Annotated in this window: 15 protein-coding genes and 2 tRNA genes; 9 read left to right on the top strand and 8 right to left on the bottom strand. The window is 51.4% G+C overall.

The features are described 5' to 3' along the window. Positions 1 to 6: 6 nt before the first annotated feature. Complete coding sequence (locus tag IQ268_RS18340; RefSeq protein ID WP_193882177.1) at positions 7 to 264, top strand: hypothetical protein; 258 nt, start codon at positions 7 to 9, stop codon at positions 262 to 264. Positions 265 to 444: 180 nt separating this feature from the next. On the opposite strand, the gene IQ268_RS18335 is transcribed toward IQ268_RS18340, so the two are convergent. Both IQ268_RS18335 and IQ268_RS18330 read right to left on the bottom strand, forming a co-directional pair. Next, positions 445 to 1,230 (bottom strand): RNA methyltransferase, encoded by a 786-nt coding sequence (locus IQ268_RS18335; RefSeq protein ID WP_193882328.1) that lies wholly within the window; start codon positions 1,228 to 1,230, stop codon positions 445 to 447. Positions 1,231 to 1,447: 217 nt separating this feature from the next. After that, positions 1,448 to 1,531, bottom strand: a tRNA-Leu gene (locus IQ268_RS18330). A 222-nt stretch (positions 1,532 to 1,753) separates the two neighbouring features. On the opposite strand from IQ268_RS18330, the gene murA reads away from it, so the two are divergent. From murA to IQ268_RS18310, 4 genes are all read left to right on the top strand, one after another. Then, positions 1,754 to 3,148 carry a UDP-N-acetylglucosamine 1-carboxyvinyltransferase gene (murA, locus tag IQ268_RS18325; protein ID WP_193882325.1) on the top strand — a complete coding sequence of 465 codons (1,395 nt, stop codon included), beginning with the start codon at positions 1,754 to 1,756 and terminating at the stop codon, positions 3,146 to 3,148. A gap of 221 nt (positions 3,149 to 3,369) precedes the next feature. Then, on the top strand, positions 3,370 to 4,248 hold the full coding sequence (locus IQ268_RS18320; RefSeq protein WP_193882174.1) for a M48 family metallopeptidase: 879 nt from the start codon (positions 3,370 to 3,372) through the stop codon (positions 4,246 to 4,248). Next, positions 4,227 to 4,308: transfer RNA gene (locus tag IQ268_RS18315), tRNA-Leu, on the top strand. The genes IQ268_RS18320 and IQ268_RS18315 overlap by 22 nt, the downstream gene beginning before the upstream one ends. A gap of 31 nt (positions 4,309 to 4,339) precedes the next feature. Continuing rightward, the gene (locus IQ268_RS18310; protein WP_193882171.1) at positions 4,340 to 4,579 is read left to right on the top strand and encodes a hypothetical protein; all 240 of its coding nucleotides are present in this window, start codon (positions 4,340 to 4,342) and stop codon (positions 4,577 to 4,579) included. A gap of 26 nt (positions 4,580 to 4,605) precedes the next feature. On the opposite strand, the gene IQ268_RS18305 is transcribed toward IQ268_RS18310, so the two are convergent. Further along, positions 4,606 to 4,809, bottom strand: a complete 204-nt coding sequence (locus IQ268_RS18305) for a hypothetical protein (protein ID WP_228035492.1) — start codon at positions 4,807 to 4,809, stop codon at positions 4,606 to 4,608. 154 nt (positions 4,810 to 4,963) lie between these two features. On the opposite strand from IQ268_RS18305, the gene IQ268_RS18300 reads away from it, so the two are divergent. Together IQ268_RS18300 and IQ268_RS18295 are read left to right on the top strand one after the other, a co-directional pair. Beyond that, positions 4,964 to 8,185, top strand: coding sequence for a DUF1574 domain-containing protein (locus IQ268_RS18300; RefSeq protein ID WP_193882165.1), 3,222 nt, complete (start codon positions 4,964 to 4,966; stop codon positions 8,183 to 8,185). Between the two features lie 284 nt (positions 8,186 to 8,469). Next, positions 8,470 to 12,261, top strand: a complete 3,792-nt coding sequence (locus IQ268_RS18295) for a PAS domain S-box protein (RefSeq protein ID WP_193882162.1) — start codon at positions 8,470 to 8,472, stop codon at positions 12,259 to 12,261. A 134-nt stretch (positions 12,262 to 12,395) separates the two neighbouring features. On the opposite strand, the gene IQ268_RS18290 is transcribed toward IQ268_RS18295, so the two are convergent. Both IQ268_RS18290 and IQ268_RS18285 read right to left on the bottom strand, forming a co-directional pair. Then, complete coding sequence (locus IQ268_RS18290) at positions 12,396 to 12,737, bottom strand: RNA-binding protein (protein WP_193882158.1); 342 nt, start codon at positions 12,735 to 12,737, stop codon at positions 12,396 to 12,398. A gap of 582 nt (positions 12,738 to 13,319) precedes the next feature. Further along, positions 13,320 to 14,240, bottom strand: a complete 921-nt coding sequence (locus IQ268_RS18285) for a hypothetical protein (protein ID WP_193882155.1) — start codon at positions 14,238 to 14,240, stop codon at positions 13,320 to 13,322. 712 nt (positions 14,241 to 14,952) lie between these two features. Between IQ268_RS18285 and IQ268_RS18280 the strand changes: the two genes are divergently transcribed. Next, positions 14,953 to 15,150, top strand: a complete 198-nt coding sequence (locus IQ268_RS18280) for a DUF2949 domain-containing protein (protein ID WP_193882152.1) — start codon at positions 14,953 to 14,955, stop codon at positions 15,148 to 15,150. 334 nt (positions 15,151 to 15,484) lie between these two features. Then, positions 15,485 to 17,365 (top strand): ATP-dependent zinc metalloprotease FtsH4, encoded by a 1,881-nt coding sequence (gene ftsH4 / locus IQ268_RS18275; RefSeq protein ID WP_193882149.1) that lies wholly within the window; start codon positions 15,485 to 15,487, stop codon positions 17,363 to 17,365. 99 nt (positions 17,366 to 17,464) lie between these two features. On the opposite strand, the gene IQ268_RS18270 is transcribed toward ftsH4, so the two are convergent. The 3 genes from IQ268_RS18270 to IQ268_RS18260 all read right to left on the bottom strand — a co-directional run bounded on the left by IQ268_RS18270 (position 17,465) and on the right by IQ268_RS18260 (position 20,623). Beyond that, a complete protein-coding gene (locus IQ268_RS18270) occupies positions 17,465 to 18,349 on the bottom strand; it encodes a RodZ domain-containing protein (protein ID WP_193882146.1) in 885 nt (294 codons plus the stop codon). A gap of 151 nt (positions 18,350 to 18,500) precedes the next feature. Beyond that, complete coding sequence (locus tag IQ268_RS18265; protein ID WP_193882142.1) at positions 18,501 to 20,051, bottom strand: PAS domain-containing sensor histidine kinase; 1,551 nt, start codon at positions 20,049 to 20,051, stop codon at positions 18,501 to 18,503. Next, on the bottom strand, positions 19,976 to 20,623 hold the full coding sequence (locus IQ268_RS18260; RefSeq protein WP_193882139.1) for a PAS domain S-box protein: 648 nt from the start codon (positions 20,621 to 20,623) through the stop codon (positions 19,976 to 19,978). Before IQ268_RS18260 ends, IQ268_RS18265 begins: the two co-directional genes overlap by 76 nt. Positions 20,624 to 20,776: the final 153 nt, after the last annotated feature.

The following is a 20,776-nucleotide window of genomic DNA, read 5'->3' as shown; positions in this document are numbered from 1 at the left end:
AAGTTTATGGATCAAAGCCAGCGCGACCTGCGTTATGCCGCTACTAGAGCATTCCTAGAATCGCTCGACCAGTTAGAAGCAGATCTCACCCCTGAAGAACTGGCTGCGCTAGACACTCAAATGATGGACAGCGGCCAGGTTACTGCCCCAGTAGACGAACGTGGTAGCCATACTAATGTCCAAGCACTAGAGGCAGCAGCGGCAGATATTGAGAAATTGATGCGATCGCCATCAGACGAAGACCCCACGAGTGCAAACGGTTGACCTGCCAGTGGGTGAGAGTTCTGATGGGGTCTCATGTGTAGCCCGCTACCGGGGAGGGGCGTGGCCTACCCTGCGGTAGGCAAGCGGGTCTATTTCAAGGGCTATCTGCCGAATGTTATGCCCTTGGCGGGGTTTGATACGGCTTCATTCCTCAAGACGTGCTGTGTTTTGGGGACACCATCAAGCGGAACCAAGCCGCTGTCGCCGCGCCTCGTACAAGATCAATGCTGCCGCGATCGACACATTCAGGGATTCCACTCCTGTCGTCAATGGAATACGCACCTGAGCATCTGCCGTGTCTGCCAGTGCTGTTGACAGCCCTGCCCCCTCATTGCCGAGCAAGATGATAGTGGGACGCTTCAGATCCAGATCCCAAAACGTTTGCTTCGCACCGGGCAGCGTTGCTACCACCTGCACACCGGCCTGTTTAAAGTGCGTCATCTCTGTGGGCAAATCAGACGATACCGTCATTGGTAGCCGAAACCACTGCCCCGCCGACGCTCTCAGTACTTTGGGGTGATCTAAATCAACACTATCCGCACTAAGCCACAGGCCATCGGCATCAGCCGCCGCCGCCGTACGAATCACGGTTCCCAGATTACCTGGATCTTGCAATGTCTCGATCGCAATTCCCAGTGTGATGTCGTGCCCCAGAGATGGGGTGATGACTCGCGCTGCTGCTGCCACAACGCCATCCGGATTCACCGTTGTGGCGATTGCCTGCAACACCTCCGGACTGACCAGGTGCGATCGCTCAGCCCGCTGCGTCGCCTGTTCCCACAAGGCTGGATGATTATCCTGCCAGGTTGATGTGTAGCAGACCACCGAAAGCGAACAGTTTGCAGCACAGGCCGCTTCTAACAGATGAGTTCCTTCCAGTAAAAACTGCTGCTGTTCCCTTCGGTCTTTGGCACGATGCAGCTTTCGCATCTGCTTCACTAAAGGGTTTTGCAAGCTGGTCAGTATGGTCATACCGTTAGGCACAGCAGGTTAGAAAAACCGATTTCATCGCAGATTCGTCGCAGGCGCTTTAAGGACTTGCAGAATAATTTAATTTTTGTTTACAAAAGTCCTGATCCCATAAGCAGGGTTAACAACTGCCTGCCAGGTTGTACAAACCTTAACGGGTCGCACAAAACTACGGCGACCCTGATGATCGCAATTGCACTGGAGTGGTTTTAGATGCGGAACCCGGGACTTGAACCCGGAAGTCTTTGCAGACACTAGAACCTGAATCTAGCGCGTCTACCAATTCCGCCAGTTCCGCATTTCAACAGCCTTGGTTAATTTAAGACTGCGATTTATCATCATCGGGCACTTAGCGTCATTCGTCAACTGTTTTGTTGCGGCTATTTTGATTCTCAATGAAGCGTCGAGCCGCCTAGCTCCTGGCAATTACGGCAATGGCTTCAGTTTAAAATTCTAGACATTTCAATTCTTTCCGGTAGAATCAGTACCAAATTTGTAGTCACCCACGTATAACTTCATCCTGGAGGACAGAACTATTACTCCCTCTATCAGCTTACCTAGCTCCTCATCCTTGCCTGCGCCGGAAGAAGACAAGTCGGTGCTTCAGATCTGGGGCGGATCGTCACTACAGGGACAAGTCAAAATCAGCGGAGCCAAAAACTCGGCTCTAGTACTGATGGCCGGTGCGTTACTCTGCCCGGATGATTGCCGCCTTCACAATGTTCCGTCCTTAATGGACGTTGCCAGGATGGGCGAAATTCTGCTTTCTTTGGGGGTCAAGCTAGAGCGGCATGGCGACACTCTGGAGATCAATGCAAGCCATATCGGTCAATCTAAAGCGCCCTACGAACTGGTGAGCCAGCTTCGCGCCAGTTTCTTCATCATTGGCCCGATGTTGGCGCGGCTGGGGGTAGCCCGAGTGCCCTTGCCTGGAGGATGTGCAATCGGTGCTAGACCCGTAGATTTGCATGTTCAGGGGTTACGAGCATTAGGAGCCGATGTTCATATTGAACATGGAACGGTACACGCCTATGTTCGAAATGGCAAACGGCTCAAGGGAGCCAAAATTTACCTCGATTGCCCCAGTGTTGGGGCAACAGAAACGCTGATGATGGCTGCTACCCTGGCTGAAGGGGAAACCGTCATTGACAATGCGGCACAGGAACCGGAAGTGATTGACCTGGCAAACTTCTGTCGGGCGATGGGAGCGCGAATTCGGGGTGCTGGTACTAACACCATTGTGATTTCTGGGGTTCCCAGTCTTCATACCACCGAATACACGTTGATTCCCGATCGCATCGAAGCGGGCACTTTTTTAGTGGCTGGTGCCATTACTCATTCAGAGTTGAGCCTGTATCCGGTGATTCCAGACCACTTAACGGCTGTTATTGCCAAACTACAGGCGATCGGTGCCCAGGTAATTACCGAAGCGCCCAGCCGCCTGCGAATTGTCCCTGGACGCTACCACACCGCAACCGACATTGAAACGCTCCCCTATCCAGGCTTTCCAACGGATATGCAAGCACAGTTTATGGCATTACTAACCCTGAGCGAAGGAGATAGTGTCATTACTGAAACCGTGTTTGAGAACCGTCTGCGCCATGTGGCTGAGCTAAACCGCATGGGTGCAGATATCCGGGTGAAAGGCAATCATGCGATCGTCCGAGGAGTGCCCAAACTGTCTGGTGCCCCTGTAGTCGCAACCGATCTACGAGCTTCAGCCGCCCTGGTGTTGGCTGCCCTGGCCGCAGACGGCATGACGACTATCCAGGGATTGCATCATCTGGATCGGGGCTACGACAATTTGGAGCTAAAGCTAAAGCAGGTAGGAGCCAGGGTAAACCGCATCATAGACAACCCAGATGCGGCCAGCGATGCTTCAACCCCCACCTTATCGCCCTCAACGCTGCATTAAAGTCACGCATCTGCCTGGATGCGGCACATCACACAGGTGACTACATAGGGATACAGCAAGGCTGTGTCCCTATTTGGGTTTAAAGCCACTCGTGTCATTAGAACAAGGGTTCTCGTTATACTGCAAATAGAACGTTTGCCGCCTGAAGCGCTGGTATGTTTTGCCTGTTGCATTCAGTCGAGCGTTTGAATTGCCACTTTAGCTGAGCGAGTTTGACTTCCATGTCTGTTGCCAAGACTGTTCTGATTGGTCTTAAGTCAGATCACTTTCGCCACCCTCTAGACCTCCAAGCCACTCAAACGCTACGGCAGTTGCCGGGGCTAGATATCCTGGTGCGAAATCTGTTGGGTCCCTTGGCGGAACAGTTTTTCTACCTGGAAAATATTGCTTCTAGCATTTTGGTGGGCGAACAGCAACTGCCCCACATCTACAAATTGCTCATAGAAGCGTGCCAGGTTCTTGACATTGAACCACCGCAGCTCTACATCCGCCAGCATCCTGTTCCAAATGCGTACACCTTTGCAATGCGCGGCAGACAGCCATTTATTGTAATTCACACGTCCCTGATTGAGCTGCTGACGCCTGAGGAAATTCAAGCGGTGATTGCCCATGAACTGGGGCATTTGAAATGTGATCACAGCGTTTACTTAACCCTGGCCAATCTCATCGTATTGGCCGCCGGACAGCTCGCACCTCCGCTGGGCGGCATGTTGGCACAAACGTTACAGTCACAGATTTTGGAATGGGTACGGTGTGCAGAATTTACGTGCGATCGCGCTGCTCTACTCGTCACCCAAGATCCTAAAATTGTGGCATCTGTATTGATGAAGCTAACGGGTGGTTCTCCTAGCCTGTCATCCCAGCTCAATTTGGAAGCGTTTTTAGCACAAGCTCGCTCCTATGACGACATCAGTACAGATGACCTGGGCAAATTGCTCAAGCAAGCTCAGACTGCTCAGTTAACTCACCCTGTCCCCGTGCTGCGAGCTAGAGAGATTGATCGGTGGGCTAGCAGTCCGGCTTACCAATCTCTTCTCGAAAACGGCTCAATCGGTTATACTAAAAATCTTGAAACACTGGGCGGATGGCGAAATTGGTAGACGCACCACACTCAAAATGTGGCGACTTCGGTCGTGTCGGTTCGAGTCCGACTCTGCCCATCTCTAACAATTAAAATAGCGAGGGTACCTGATGGCTCAACGGTTGAAGCGATGGGAATCTCCCCGTCGCGAAGGACGGAACAATAAAGGTCGAGGCGGTAGTGCCCGCCATAGACAAAAGCAGAAGCAGCTTAAGGCCCTACGGCTAAAGCTCAAACAGCAACCAGACGCACCCATCGCCGAGAAGGCTGCGCCAGACCAAAAAAGGGGAGAGCATAATGCTCTTCCCTTTTTTGTGTTGATCACCAGTGAGATTAAGCTAGCATCCTGAGCATCGCAGTCCACCATCCAGCGCTACTAGAGGTTGTCAGCATGGGTAGGATCGGTCGATCGAGGGGGTAGATTTAATACGGGCAGGCGATCGCCTCTAAAAATTTCTTCACTCGCTTGACCTAATTCCTGCGCTAATTCGGCAACCGCCTTACTGCCCAGCAAAAACAGTAATACCGGTGGAGTTGCTAAACTAAGCAAGATCTCAGAAGGAACTTTGAAGGTTGGCATCGTCAGTTTAATGGGGTAACAAAGCATATCGATCCGTTAGTTCCATGCTAAGCCATAGCAAAACGTGAATAACGGTGAAAAAATTGACGAGAGTATGCTATCCCTAGAAGGCAAGATTATCTAACGTTTAGCAGAGCATAGTATTACAGTTCTGATGTCGAATGCCGTAGAAGATCATTCCCCTTCGAACCAGCGCTCCCCATTAGCCCAGTGGATCTATAAAACGCTGGGAGCATGGCGAGTTCGGATTAAGTTTCGACTGCGGGGCAATAATCTCCATGTTCTGTGTGAGGGGGCATCTTGTCCAGAGCGGAAAACGGCTCTGCTTCAGTTGATTCCGGCTCTACAGCAGACCAATTTGAACACGCTGCTTCCGGCGCATCAACCGCGCATATACCAAGTGTTGCTTTATGGTCGTCGGTCGGAGCGCAGTTCTCCTGACTGGACGGCACAAATTCATCTCAATCAACTTGAGCGGCATTTAGCGCAGATGCAACAGCCTCACCCATCGTCTCCGGCACTGGCTCTCTCGACCGCTCCTGCGCCGCCTAATCGGCGATCGCCCCAGCCTCTCCCTGGCCCATCGGCCATTGTGGTGTCAAACCGCAGTTTGGCAAAACGGGGAAAACCAGAAGCGCTCGCCCGCTATCTAAGCGAAAGTTTGAGTAAGCTTGGGGTTTCAGTTCAGGTCAGCGTTAAAACTATTCCTTATCTAGATAATTCTGTGACGTTGCCGTCACAGACACCGCTGCCGGAACTCAATCCAGGCCATCCTAAGTCTCGTCGATTGTGGATCACCTGCGAGGCAACCTACAGTCCTGATCCATCATTGATCAGCGAAACCATTGCCCATCAACTTCGCGATCTGGAACTTGAAGGCTATCGCGATGCAATTACGTTGGTGCAAGTAGCTGGAGAAACCAAACCCGACTGGGTCTTGCGAGTAGACCTGACACCCACCAAAGAGATGCTGCGGGAGTGGGTGCGTTGGGGGGATGTTGAGGCGATCGAACGGCTACTGAACCTGGAACTGGCACCTGCCAACGCTCGGTTGGCCACTGTTTCACTCAAAGACTCGACCCTGCACCTATCGTGCAGCCAGTTGCAGCCATCCTCACCCGCTGCCGCCCCCGAACAGCATGCAGTACGGGCGATCGTGGCTCCATTATTGGAAACGCTGGGTCCCCAGGGGATTCATGCCGCAACGGTTTATGGGCAGGTTGCCGGACAGCCTACCCCTCAATGGATAGACTGGTTAGACTTGCCCGCTTCTGTCCATGCCGCGCTGGCTACCCCAATGAGAACTCTGGCGCAGCAGCGAGACTGGGGGGCGATCGCCTTCCTGCTGAACCGCTTGCTTAATCCAGATATTGACCAGCAGCTTGCCACCGGAGGTATTCGCCTCCAGATTTTACCGAAGCAAGACCTGCTGCACATTATGGCCGATGCGCCTATCTGCCCCGAGCAGCGACGGGTGGGGCCGGCGATCGCCCAATTTCTCCAGGAGCTAGACATCCCAAATCTTGCCGGAGTGCGAGTGTATGGACGACGGGCAGGGCAAAAGCGACCTTTATGGAGCTACGGCGCAGATTTTGCCTCACGCAATCGGTTAGTGCCAGAAGCCACGCCTGAATTTGCCGCAACAGATGCCTATATTGGCGACTTAATTGCGCCTTCAGAAGAGGTCATTATCCGTCCTGACCTCACCCCTGCCGATTTGCAGACGGCCTGGACAACGCTTCAGCACCAGCTCGTTCATCATGCCCAGCGGATTTTAGTCCGTTCTCAGCTATTCACGCTGAGTTCAGACGTTCAAGATCGCTCTGTGTCTGCGCCTGGACAGGCCGGCTATCAAACCGCTAAAGCAGTCGCCATTTGGGGCGCAGTAGGGCTGTTGTTAATGATTCAAGCCGATTGGGTGTTGGGTCAATGGTTGCAGCAGCCCCAATCGCCTCCGACAGCGTCTGCGGTAGTTCCTACAGCGGTCTCGCCCAGCCCATCGGTTAGCAGCGATGAAGCTGAGATTGATTTATCTTTTCCTGATATCTCGCTCAACCGTTCTGCGGAAGAGGATTCGTCTGTCTTTGATTCCTCAGGATTCACCCAGCCTGGTCAGGCAACGAATTCGTTGAGTGCATCACCGCAGACGGTCGCGGTTGCCCCTGCCGCCCATTCAACCGCTGCCCCAGCTAGCTTTACCCCAATTAGCCAAATTCCGGCACCGACTACTCCAGTTGCTACGGTTACAGCCGACGATTCTCCATATCCAACCTTCAACAGCCGCCAGCTCGACGAGAAGATTGCGTTGTACTACCAGTTTTTAGAACAGTCTGGCCCTCCCGATGTCTTGATCATTGGAAGTTCTAGAGCGTTGCGGGGCGTTGATCCGGCGGTATTAAAGCAGGCACTTGCAGGCATTGGTTACACCGATCTGACTATTTTTAACTTTGGGGTCAATGGAGCGACAGCTCAGGTTGTAGACTTAATTCTTCGCGAGTTACTAACACCTGAGCAACTGCCCCGATTAGTCATTTGGGCGGACGGGGCGCGCGCCTTTAACAGTGGTGGGGTGGATGTGACCTATAACGGGATTGCCGCTTCTGAAGGCTACCAGCAGATTGCAGATGGAACCATTCCATTGCACAGTGTGACACCCGCCGCTCCTATGAGTGGAATCACCGAGCAGAGCGGCCAGTCTGCCTCTGGCGGTATTGGCTCCTCGCTGGCCTCTGGCTATCGTGCCATCGACCGCTGGCTAAGCGATCGCCTTGCAGCCATTTCAACCGCTTACCAGGAGCGCGATCGCCTTAAAACGCTGTTTCAGCAAACTGTAACAGCACTATTACCAGCGCAGAAAGAGTCGGCCACGACTGCAAGCGTCTCGGCCACGGATGAAACTGCAACATCCTTGCCGCAGGAAGGGCAGGGCATGATCGACTTTGAGGGGTTTCTGCCGTTATCGGTTCAGTTCAACCCGGCAACCTATTATCAACAGTACGCCCGAGTGGCGGGTGCCTATGATGGCGACTACAAAGACTTTCAAATTGAAGGCAACCAGGCTACGGCGTTGCGATCGCTACTAGCACTCACTCAATCTCGCAACATTCCTGTTGTCTTTGTTAACTCCCCCCTTACCCAGCAATATTTGGACGATGTTCGCAGTCAGCACGAACAAGAGTTCAAGCAATACATGTTGAATCTTGCCGTGCAGCAGCCAGGGTTTATTTTTCGAGATTTAGGTGAGCTATGGCTAGATCAATACGACTACTTTTCTGATCCAAGCCATCTGAATCGATATGGTGCCTACGAAGTTTCTAATCGGTTGGCACAAGATCCAATGATTCCCTGGCCCAGTCCACGCACAAAAACGCCATAGCGTCTGTTGGGGGCATAAATAGTTGGGGGCATAAATAACGGGTTGCGAGGTAGAAATTCAATCTTGCAGCCCGTTTCGAGCTGCAATTCAACGGTTGGCGATTGGTTCCACTTCAGCATTACCAACTTTTTTTTACTGGATATCGGTTAGCGCGATTGTTCTCAGCGGTTTTGTGGAACCCTGAGATTGTGCAATCCAGCCTAAGAGAGTTAACGCTTGATGTTTGACGTGGATCGGTTGTATGAATCACGACTTACTCCGGGTAAACCAGGAGGACGATTCGTATGACCTATATTCAACCGGTCGAACAAGCGTTTAATTTACTCGATTGCGTTCCCCATGGCGTGTGCCTGCTGCGATCGGATTTCACCGTTCTTTTTTGGAATCGTTACCTGGAAACACAGACGGCGATCGCCCGCGATCGCATCTGTGGGCAGTTGATTAGCGACTATTACCCGCAATTAATCCGTGCAGACAATGCAGATCGATTACACCTGATTTTCAACGGTGCTGTTTCAGATGTAGTGCTGGAGCCAGATTTGCTGTCGCCTATCTTCAAAGATGTGGCAGTTCAGCCCCATCAAGTAGTAGCAACATCCGTTCCAGCCTCCAGCGGTTCAGACTTTAACGCATTGCTGACGCTCTATCCTGCCACTTTGTTAACCACTCAACCGCCGTGCGACGATCGCCCCTTAGCGGTGTTGAGTCATTCTCCATCTCCGACACTTGATTTACACGATCGGTCGGACAGTGCCAGCGATTTAGTTCACTGCATTTCTTTAGACGGACGATTGCTCTCGGCCAACCTGGCCTGGCAGGAAACGCTGGGCTACAGCGACACCGAAATCTCCCAGCTTTCTATCTTTGATATTGTTCATCCCGAACAGCATGAGCATTGCTCAATTCTGTTCCAGTCTGTTTGGTCTGGAACCCCACACCGTCGAGTTGAAACCACATTTGTCACTAAAGACGGCAAAGCGGTTGTTGTCGAGGGCATCATTCATGCTCAGTTTGTCAACGGTATGCCTCAGGCCACACAAGGGATTTTTCGCAAGGTAACGGCTCAGCAACCGATAGAAGAAACCATTGGCCTGAACGAGAAGCGGTTTCGGCTTATGGCTGAAGGCTCTCTGGAGGGGATTATTGTTTACTACCGCAACCAGATTATTGATGCCAATCAGGCACTGGTTCAGATGCTAGGATACGAAATTCCTGAGCTTCTCACGCTGGATCTGCTGGCACTGGTCGCACCAGAATCGAGAGATAGCGTCCAGGTTAGAACAGTCTCTGGCGATGGAGGCGTTTACGAAGCGATCGGACGACGCAAGAATGGCTCTACTTTTCCGGTGGAACTGCACACAAAGCAGATGTTTTACTGGGAACACCCGGTTCAAGTGATTACGATTCGAGATATTAGCGATCGCAAGCAAGTTGAAGTAGCACTGCGACATAGCCAAAACCAGTTGAATAGCATTCTCAACTCGCTAGAAGACATCGTCTGGTCGGTAGCCATTGACACAAACGAGGTTCTGTATCTTAGTCCCAATACAGAGCATCTGTATGGCCGCCCGGCGCATGAGTTTTTCAACAATTCTTACCTGTGGTTGCAGGTGGTACATCCCGACGATCGAGAGCGGGTGGCTACGATTTTCAACGCTTTACTAGAATCTGATCAGCAAAAGTTGGAGTATCGGATCGTTCGCCCCGATGGCAACGTTCGCTGGGTTTGCGATCGCACCCGGCTAATTCGAGGGAGGGATGGCACCCCGGTTCGAGTCGATAGCATTGTAACGGACATTACTGAGCGCAAGCAGGCTCAAGTCGCCCTGGAGCAACAACTGCGTTCGGCGCTTTTACTCAAGCAAATTACCGAAGACATTCGGCAAAGTCTCGATACTCAAAAAATCTTTCAAACGACCGCTACTCAGATCGGGCAAGCGTTCCAGGTGAGTCGCTGCTTGATTCACACCTATGTAGAGACTCCCAAACCGCAAATTCCGTTAGTCGCTGAGTACTTAGAAACCAACACTGAAGCCATTTTAAGTACGGTAGTGCCAGTGAGCAGCAATCGCTACGTGCAACGGGTTTTGAGTCAAGATCAGGCGATCGATGCCAACGGTCAATATGACTTACCGCTGCGAACCGATCCGGAATCACCAAATCATCCGATCTGCCCCCAGTCAATGCTGATGATTCGCACCTCCTATCAAGGAGAGCCAAACGGTGCGATTTGTTTACAGCAGTGCGATCGCGTCCGGCAATGGACCGTTGCCGAAATTGAGCTGTTGGAAGCCGTTGCTGCTCAAGTTGGAATTGCATTAGCTCAAGCCCAACTGCTAGAGCAGGAAATGTATCAGCGAGAAGAGCTAACGCGCAAAAATGCCGACTTAGAGCAAGCCAGATGGGAAGCCGAAACGGCTAACCGTACCAAAAGTGACTTTTTAGCCACCATGAGTCACGAAATCCGGACTCCGATGAATGCGGTAATTGGTATGACCGACCTCCTGCTAGATACTGACCTGACCCCGCAACAGCAAGATTTGGTTGAAACCGTTCGCAGCAGCGGCGAAGCGCTATTAACCATCATCAATGACATTCTAGATTTCTCCAAGATTGAATCGGGCAAGCTGGATTTAGAAGAACAGCCGTTGCACCTACGATCCTGCATTGAGGGAGTGCTTGACTTGCTGGCTCCCAAAGCAGCAGAGAAAGGGCTGGAACTGGCTTACCTGATTGACGCAAATGTTCCAGGCCATATTGTGGGCGATGTGACTCGCTTGCGCCAAATTCTGATTAACCTGGTGGGAAATGCCATCAAGTTCACCGAAATTGGAGAAGTGACGCTCAGAGTCATTGCTCGCAAGCTACGAGACGAGGGCAGCCAACCCAGCCACAACAAACCGCCTCTTCGGTCAGCCGCATCTGAAGCAGAATGGGTACCCCAGGTCTCATCTACCTATGCCATTCGGTTTACAGTGCAAGACACGGGCATTGGTATCCCTTCGGAACGGTTGAACCTTTTGTTTCAGCCCTTTACTCAGGTCGATTCCTCTATTTGCCGCACCTATGGCGGCACCGGGCTGGGGCTGGCCATCAGTCAACGCCTGAGTGAGATGATGGGCGGTCGAATTTGGGTAGACAGCACATTGGGCAGTGGTTCGACCTTCTACTTCTCACTCCTGACCCAGGCCGTTGACTTGTCTGAACCCGACCAACCTCAAGCGTCGAGCCTGGTGGGTAAGCGGTTGCTGATTGTGGATGACCATGCAATTTGCCAAGAAAGTTTAGCTTTGCAGGCTCAAGCCTGGGGCATGAGCGTCTCGATCGCAGCATCAGGGGCAGAGGCCATCCATTGCGTGCGACAGCAGCCAGGATTTGATGTCGTCCTGCTCGATAGTCAGTTGCCCGATGTTGACGGTCTGACGCTGGCTGTAGCGCTGTCTCAGCAGCCCGGTTGTGAGAAATTGCCCCTGGTGTTGCTTACGCCTATGAACCGAGCAAACCTGCGTGACGAGACAACCGTTCGCTTTGCTGATTGTTTGACCAAGCCCGTCAAACAGTCCCAACTCTTTAGCGGTTTAGCCACGCTGTTTGCGGATGGATATCCTCTCTCTCCTCCCATCTCTTCAGAGCCATCGTTGCGCCATACTCATCCCGTCGCGCCAGATGGGCAACTTCCACTCCGCATGTTGGTGGCTGAAGACAATATTGTGAACCAGAAGGTAATTGTTCGTCTGCTGCAACGATTGGGATATGAAGCTGATGTCGTGAGTAACGGGTTGGAAGTATTAACAGCGCTTTCACAGCAAATCTATGACGTTGTGTTGATGGATGTGCAGATGCCAGAAATGGATGGCCTCACTGCAACCGAGTGGATTCATCAACATATACCGTTAGAGAAACGTCCTCAGGTTGTTGCCGTTACAGCCAACGCCATGCAGGGCGATCGCGAAGCGTGCCTGCGAGCAGGCATGACGCATTACCTCAGCAAACCAATTCGTATCGAAAAGCTTGCTGAGGTTTTGAGCCAATGTCAACCACTCATGCTAGATGAATCAATTAAGCTATCACACTAAGGTTCACCAACCAGACGAGATCAGTGGAATCGACAGAGGCCAAGAGCGTTACCATGACGCTTCTACGCGCCATCTGTCTAATCACTCCAACACCACCACCCTGCCTACGTCGTGGAGAACTAGTGCTTCAGCGATTAGTAACGCTGAGAATATCCGCTACTACCGCTGTTCCAACCGCTGCCTGAACGGCTGCTGCTTCTGTTGAAAGAGTTTCGATCGTTGCGGGGTCTTTCTTCACGGGGTTTAGCCTTGTTAACCCGCAGGTTACGACCCATCCATTCCGCACCATCAAGTGCCGCAATGGCAGCATCCTCTTCGCTGTCGGCTGACATTTCGACAAACCCAAACCCTCGAGGACGACCAGTCTCTCGATCGGTGGGCAAATGAACACGCGTAACGGTGCCGTATTCTGCAAAGACGGCATTTAAATCGTCTTGGGTAACCTCATACGAAAGGTTACCAATGTAAATTGACATGGAGAATCTCCAGAGAAAATTAACGCTACGAGATAAATCCGGAGAGTCGCCTGCCAATCGTCAACGATTAAAAACAAACACTGCAACCGAACTACTCAAGCGTCAGTTTAGCATACAGCCCCCTTTTATCAAGGCATCGTACAGGTTTTCGACCACTGGACTCTGGCCGAGAGGCAAAAACCGCTCGGCTCGAACGCAGCAATTTAATTTAGTTTGAACCTGTCAAATGCACTCACCTGCCATTTGAATTCAACCTATTCAATCTGCCAGTGAACAAGACAGGCTACCAGTGAACAGAGCAGGTAGAACAGCTAAACGACTTGCAACCCAACGGGCAAACCGTCGTTAGCTTGTCCTCTCAGGCAGCAGGACTTGAACATGGGAGAGGACGAGTACACAGACCCATCATTGCTACTTGTAGCGCCAATAGCAATCTCGAACTCCCTTAAGGTTACACCATAAGCGGCAGAATAACGAGAAACCGATGACCACTTTTGCAACTTTAGCGACCACTGCTGAATGTGAGACGTAGAGGTTGTTTGGCGATCGCCCGCAGCCTTCAGTTGCGCTCAAAAAATGACATCAGGTTTGTAGAACAAACGGGACTATCCCTAAACTGACATACACCGATACGATCCACACTTCAGTTATCCAGCCGAACTGTGCCCGTTTTTGTACAGGTCGGGAGTGATATCGCCATGCGACGATTACAGCACCAACTGACAAAAATGGTAGCAATAGAGCGATCGCCGTTGTGAACTGAATCTGCATTCCTGCCAGCAGACTGGTGATACTCAATAGCCAGAGGATGCCCAACCAGACCACGACAGCTCGTTCGCGTCCCCACAATGCGGTGTAGGTTTGCGAACCAGGCACGGCATCAGTGGGGGCATGAATTAGGCATCCTATGTCTGCCGCGATCGCTGCAAATAGGCTAACAAGCAAAAACCAAATAATACCTCCAGGCGGTGCCTGGCTGGCAATGAGCCAATCACAGCCTGTTGCGTAGAGGGTAATTAATGGACAAAGCCCCGCACGCAGCAAGGTTTTGGGCAGGGGATTAGCACGGAGCCAGGTGGGAACAAAAAATGCTTGATGGATCAAGCCCAAATATCCCCAAACTGAACCTAATACCAGCAACAGAGATAAGTGACCGAGAGCCAGAGTCAACCCAAATTGCATGATGCCAGCCGCAACAGCAATGACTTCCAAATCTGTTGTCAGTTGGTTGGACATAGAAGCATCAGACTGAACGCATCGTTGCTTGAAGAGGGACACCTCATCAACAATTCGCAGTTGCAGACAACAGAGAAAAACGACCAGAAAGGCAATCAAGACTGCACCAATAGCGTGAGCAGCGCTAAATGCATTCGTTTCAGCAGGAAAAGAACGGCGGAGCAACAACGAATGCAGCACCGCAGCGCCGCTAAAGACAGCAGCGAATCCCCCCCATTTGAAGAGTGAAAACCGCTGCTGTTGATACATCCACCATCGCTCAAGCATGGCCGTTTGTCTCCCCCATCAGACCGACATCCCCCATTAGCGCGGCCTCCGCTTTGAATGCATGAATAATGTATGCCATGAACTTTAAAGTGCCATGAACAATGTATGCCGCCTTCCTGCTAGCAAGGCGAGCAGTATACCAGTCATTTAAGGTGGAACATGCCGGACACTTGCCGTGAACGCCACGAGCCACAAACCAGTAGAACACCTTTGATCCTGCTCTTGTTTGAGTTTGGCTAACTCTCCCCGTAGCAAGGCTTTCCCGAATAGGTCAAGAGACTCTGCCCTCAATCCTGACGAGTGACAGAGCCTCTGTAGACTTAATTCTTGGAGACTTTTGGGAACGAGAAACACAAAACCAGGCTTGGGATAATAAGGCGATCGCTCCTTGTCGGTGGCCACAGGTTGACTCTTGATGTCTCTTCGCGGCGGTAATCTTCTCCAAATCATCACCTGGCTCTCATCTGATTCTCATTCTGAGGAAAGATGATTTAACACAGAATTTATCAATAAATAAGTAGGATATGGTGACACACCAGTTCGTCCAAGGCGGTTAAACCCTTTGATGTGCAAGCATAACCGAGAATTCTTTCATTGTTTGACAAATGATGCTGATGCGGTAAGGTTGTCGCTATAATTTTCAATAAATCTGAAATAGCTTTACATAAGTTAACAAATTTAGTTACTCTTCTTTAAGAAAGGGGTGGACACAATGGCAGCAGAGTCGATCAGAAAAAACAGATTAATCCAATTTTTGCGTGAGGAGTTAGCCGTTCCAGCATCTGCGATCGCCATTGCGCTTCGCCACCGCGAACAAAGCTCAAATTTGCTGCCCATGATTTTGTGGCAATACGGACTAATTACGCTGGAGCAGCTAGACCAAGTTTTCGATTGGCTTGAAACGGCTTAAGCCAGGCCGTTAAAGAAATACCAGCACCTATGGTGCGTCATTAAGGATGGTTGTGAAGAGTCAGGTTTTGATTCTCTCGCTACCATCCTTAACCATAACAGCCCATCAGCGCCGAGCCGACCTGAGCAGAATCGATTGCGTTCATTACCTCTGGTTTCCCTATTCAGGAGGTCGTGTCTTCACCTCAATTCGATCGGTTTTCGCCCCTTGAGATAAGTTTTGTATCAATTTACCGTTGAAGTTAAGCCCATACAGAAACGGTTTTCGAGCTGCGCCGTTCTCTGTTGTTAGTTGTTTTGTTTGCTCTCGACACATTTAAGGAGCACTGCCCGTAATGGCAATCAAAGATCAATCTCGTCCCCCTCGTTCACGCCAAATCGGCAATGTCCTGTTGCTGCTCACTGGTGTTTTTCTAATCGTGAACCTGGTGTTTCCCAATCTGTTTGCCCCACCCGTTCCACGAGTTCCCTACAGTTTATTTATTCACCAGGTACAAGATCAGGAAGTCGATCGCGTCTCGGTGGGTCAAAATGAGATTCGCTACCAGCTCAAGGATAACGGAGAAGAATCGGGGCAGGTATTTGCAACAACGCCTATCTTTGACCTAGAGCTACCTAAGCGGTTAGAGGAGAATGGCATTGAGTTTGCAGCTACTCCACCGCCGCAAAACCGCTGGTTTACCAGTTTGTTGGGCTGGGTCATTCCACCATTGATTTTTGTAGCAATCTGGCAGTTTTTCATCAATCGCAGTGGTGGCCCGCAAGGAGCGCTTTCGATTGGTAAGAGCAAAGCCAAAGTGTACGTTGAAGGAGAAGCCGAGCGGATCACGTTTGCGGATGTGGCTGGAGTTGAAGAAGCCAAAACTGAGCTAGTCGAGATTGTCGATTTTCTCAAGAGTCCCAAGCGCTTTACGCAAATTGGGGCACGCATTCCCAAAGGAGTGTTGCTGGTTGGGCCTCCGGGAACGGGTAAAACGTTGATGGCGAAAGCAGTTGCCGGAGAAGCAGGCGTTCCTTTCTTCAGTATTTCTGGATCTGAATTTGTAGAGTTGTTTGTTGGGGTTGGGTCGGCTCGCGTTCGCGACTTATTTGAGCAGGCGAAGAAGCAAGCTCCCTGCATCGTTTTCATTGATGAATTAGATGCGATCGGCAAGTCTCGTGCCAGCAGCGGATTTTATGGTGGCAACGATGAGCGAGAGCAAACCCTGAACCAATTGCTCACCGAGATGGACGGGTTTGCCGCTGGAGATGAAACGGTGATTGTGCTGGCGGCAACAAACCGACCAGAAAGCCTTGACCCGGCCTTGCTGCGTCCCGGACGATTCGATCGCCAGGTGTTGGTCGATCGCCCGGATCTGTCTGGTCGGGAAGCGATTTTGAACATCCATTCCCAGAAGGTCAAACTAGACGCAACGGTAGACTTGCGAGCCATTGCCGCCCGCACACCGGGCTTTGCTGGAGCCGATCTGGCAAACCTGGTAAATGAAGCGGCGCTGTTGGCAGCTCGTAACCAACGACAGACCGTTATGCAGGAAGATTTTGCTGAAGCGATCGAGCGTCTTGTGGCTGGCTTAGAGAAAAAGAGCCGCGTGATGAACGAAAAAGAAAAGACCATCGTGGCTTATCACGAAGTTGGACATGCCCTAGTCGGTGCCCTGATGCCTGGGTCGGGCAAGGTGGAAAAAATTTCCATCATTCCTCGCGGGATGGCCGCGCTGGGATACACGCTGCAACTGCCCACCGAAGATCGATTTTTAATGGATCAAGATGAGTTGCAGGGACAAATTGCCACCTTATTAGGAGGTCGATCGGCGGAGGAATTGATTTTTGGCAACATCACTACGGGTGCCGCCAATGACCTGCAACGAGCCACTGACCTAGCCGAACGGATGGTGATGGCCTACGGCATGAGTAAAGTTTTGGGGCCGCTGGCCTATCAACAAGGGCAACAGCAAATGTTCTTAGGTAATGAGGCCAACCCGCGCCGCATGGTGAGCGAACAAACGGCTGAAGCGATCGATCAAGAAGTGAAAGCCATTGTTGAGAAAGCACACCAGCAAGCGCTGGACATCTTGAGCCAGAACCGCGACCTGCTGGAAGCGATCGCTTCCAAACTACTCGCCACCGAAGTAATTGAAGGCCAAAACCTGCACGAGTTGTTGAGCCAGGTCAAACCTGCCGAACAGCCTGCCGACAAGGTTCACGCTTCCGTCTAATTGACGCACTTCAATTGAACCTGGATTCCAATTCCAATAGAGAAAAGGGCACCTCCAAAGGTGCCCTTCTTTTTTTCGATCTGCAATGAACGGTTGATGTTACTGAGCCGCAGGAGCCAGGGGAGTATTTGCGGTTACGGTGACTCGCTCCACAGCACCCAACGCCCCCATAGGTTGAGCTTCACCCTGATTGGTAGATAGCAGAACGGCTCCGGCATTTCCAGCCACCACGATAATGCTAGAATCTGCCGACCAGCTACGCTGAGTGCCCTGGGGCAAAATTCCTTCGTATTGCGTTTCACCATCGGCTGTGATTTGCAACCACGAATCACCCGTCAAATTTAGACTGACGGTTACAGGAGCGTTGCTCACCGGAGAGGGTGACACCAATGGAGATGCAGCGGGGCTGGGAGATGCGACCGGAGAACTGGCCGGAGCCGGATCGGTGTTGCCTGCCGCCTGATTGGACACGGTTGGCGACGCTGCTGGTGTGTCTGCTGGCTCATTATTCGGTCTGCTCAGAGCGTATATCAACCCACCCAGTAGCAGAATGGCGATCGCAATCGGAACGATGTAGATCGGAAACGGCTGCGGTGGGTTGTCGGGTCGTCTTTCCTCTCTAATCTCTGGCCTGCTGATTTTTTCTAGACGGGGTTCTGCTCGTCTTGCGGGTGCGCTAGAGGAGCTAACCGCCACTTCCTGCGGTAAATCTGATGGTGCCGGAGCATGGATGGAGAACCCCTGAGCCAAGGCTTTGCCATCCAGCCCCAACGCCTCAGCATAGCGGCGGATGAACCCCTGAATGAAAACAGGTTCAGGAAGAGGTTTTTCTTGTCCCTCTTCGATCGCCCGCAGTAGCCGTAATGGAATGTAAGTCTTAGCGGCAATGTCTTCAAGTGGTCGGGCTTGTTGCTCACGTGTTTGATGTAACTGTGAGCCAATTTCCTTGAGTTGCTCGATTTGAGCGGTGTTCAAATTTCCCACCCTATCCCCCTAGGTGTGTAGAAGGCCGTGAGTTCTTCAGATTAAACAGTGTTGTGTACTCACTTGTACCAGAAAACGGCGATCGCTTTGAACCTGGTTCAATACAATTACACTATCCTAATCACAACTCGGTCAGGCTAACGTCTCAAAATTACAGGTAATCTGACTCGTACATCTGCTCAGGGGGGCTACCTATAGGCAATCTTACGACAAAGGTGGTGCCAATACCGACGGTACTTTTCACTGAAATTTGCCCACCATGCAGGTCTACACACTGCTTGACAATTGCCAGCCCTAATCCGGTGCCTGGAATGGTAGAAACATTAGTCGCACGATGGAAAAATTCAAACAGGTGTTGCTGGTCTGCCGCAGGAATACCAATGCCCGAATCCTGCACCTGAAACCACGCCAGTCCATCGTGCTGATGGAGTTCAAGCCGCACCACACCACCCTTGGGGGAGTATTTAATGGCATTAGAAAGCAAATTATTGAAGATGTGATGCAGCAAGTTGGCATCCATATAAGCCTGCTTGCAGTCACCTGGATTGGCAAAGGTCAAGCGATGGCGATCGCCCGCATTAAGCTGCAACTCGTCTATCAACCCCTGGCAAAACAGCTCTAAATTCATCCAGGCAGGGTTGAATTCTAGATTGCCTCCTTCGCCTTGACCAATCAACAACACATCCTCCAGCAACCGATTCATCCGATTGGCCGCTGCTCGAATTCGCTGAAAGTACCCCCGTTTCCTTGTTTCATCTTGTTGTTGATGTTTTTCGAGTAATTCAGTTGCCACCACGATGCTGGTCAGTGGGGTGCGAAACTCGTGTGAAACGATCGAAATAAAGTTTGATTTGAGTTCATTTAGCTCCCGCTCTTTCACCAAAGACTTGCGAATTTCTTCTTCTGTCTGTTTACGTTGGATGAACAAGCCTAGCTCGGTGGATGCAGAAATCAGATCGATCAGGCGTTGATCTTCTCCACGCGCTTCGAACATGTAAAACACCAGAACAGTGATGACCTCGTCGTTCGCCAAAATTGGAATCCCCAACGCGGCCTTCAACCCTGCAACTAGAGCCATTTGCGATCGCAGGTAGGACGTATCTGCTTCACTAGAAACATCTCGATGCCACTCTGGACGCTTTGAAACCCAGATGCGGCCTGGAATTCCTACCCCTGGCAAAAATGTAAACGTCTCGCTCTGCTGCCTGAACTGTATCAGGCGTTCGGACTTGCTATACCAGGCTCGGCTCGATTCCAGTACCGTTCGATCGGCACGGGGAACCCAGGCTTCTCCAAAATCCCAGCGGGTGGCCTCACACACTTTTTGCAGAGCGATCGCCAACGCCGAATGGAAATCCTGTGATTCAAAGATGGCCTGAGTCATTGTCTGCAACAGATAGTTATCCTCTTCTGCTAGCTTGCGCTCGGTGATATCCAGGCACGACCCGATGTATCCGGCAAATTGCCCGTCTGGTAAAAACCGTGGCGCACCTGTTTCTAGCATCCAGCGATATTGACCATCGGCGCGTCTCAAGCGGTACTCAACGGTATAAGGCTGCTGCGCGTCGAAGGCAGCAGTATAGGCATTGAGCCAATGCTGTGCATCTTCTGGATAGAGTCCCTGTGTCAACCCTGCCCCACTTCCTGCTCTAGCGATCGCCCCGTAAAGGTCAACCAGGTTTGATTGAAGAAGGTGCAGCACTTGTCCAGGTCATCCATCCAAATCAACACAGGTGATCCATCGGCCATCATCCGAAACCGTTGTTCACTCTCTCGTTGAGCAAATTCAATTTGTTTGCGATCGCTAATATCGATCAACAACCCCTGCCACAGAATTCCTCCATCCGCTTGCAGTTCCGGTCGAGACACAGACTGCATCCATTTCACATCGCCCGATGGCAAGACAATTCGTCCTTCCCAGTGCCACGGTTGCAGGGATTGAGCCGAAGCCACAATGGAAGCGTCCAATGCTCTGCGATCCTGAGGATGTACCATTGAAATCAGCCGATTGGCGTCCGCTTCGATCGCCGCTGCATCTAGCCCAAACAGGTCACGACAGCTTAAACTCACAAACGGAAACGAGATAGAACCATCTGCCTTGCGTAAAAACTGATAAATTACTCCCGGCATGTTGGCAGACAAGGCTTGAAACCGCGTCTCACTTTGCTGTAGGGCTAGTTCTCCTCGCTGGCGTGCCAGTTCTGCGGCTTTAACCGCTTGCCCTTGGCGTTCACATTTCACTTGCTGCTGGTAGGTACGGAAGAAGACTGCCAACCCAGGCTCCTCCAGCAACGGTGCTAAGGATCGTGGATTAAATAACCTGTAATTCTACCTTTTGCATTTGTACACTGGAGAAGTAGACGATGAAGCGGAAACTTAATGCAACCTTACCCTGCTCCCATTGAAGCTCAAATGCAACGGTACTAT

Source organism: Oculatella sp. LEGE 06141 (assembly GCF_015207605.1).
Lineage (GTDB): Bacteria > Cyanobacteriota > Cyanobacteriia > Elainellales > Elainellaceae > Oculatella.
The sequence above is the reverse complement of the archived record's forward strand: the minus strand, read 5'-3'. Positions and strand labels throughout refer to the sequence as shown.

Coding starts and splice junctions, on each gene's coding strand:
- IQ268_RS18290 (WP_193882158.1), bottom strand. CDS start 12,737: ATGTCAATTTACATTGGTAACCTTTCGTATGAGGTTACCCAAGACGAT.
- IQ268_RS18305 (WP_228035492.1), bottom strand. CDS start 4,809: ATGCCAACCTTCAAAGTTCCTTCTGAGATCTTGCTTAGTTTAGCAACT.
- IQ268_RS18285 (WP_193882155.1), bottom strand. CDS start 14,240: ATGCTTGAGCGATGGTGGATGTATCAACAGCAGCGGTTTTCACTCTTC.
- IQ268_RS18280 (WP_193882152.1), top strand. CDS start 14,953: ATGGCAGCAGAGTCGATCAGAAAAAACAGATTAATCCAATTTTTGCGT.
- IQ268_RS18340 (WP_193882177.1), top strand. CDS start 7: ATGGATCAAAGCCAGCGCGACCTGCGTTATGCCGCTACTAGAGCATTC.
- ftsH4 (WP_193882149.1), top strand. CDS start 15,485: ATGGCAATCAAAGATCAATCTCGTCCCCCTCGTTCACGCCAAATCGGC.
- IQ268_RS18310 (WP_193882171.1), top strand. CDS start 4,340: ATGGCTCAACGGTTGAAGCGATGGGAATCTCCCCGTCGCGAAGGACGG.
- IQ268_RS18320 (WP_193882174.1), top strand. CDS start 3,370: ATGTCTGTTGCCAAGACTGTTCTGATTGGTCTTAAGTCAGATCACTTT.
- IQ268_RS18300 (WP_193882165.1), top strand. CDS start 4,964: ATGTCGAATGCCGTAGAAGATCATTCCCCTTCGAACCAGCGCTCCCCA.
- IQ268_RS18295 (WP_193882162.1), top strand. CDS start 8,470: ATGACCTATATTCAACCGGTCGAACAAGCGTTTAATTTACTCGATTGC.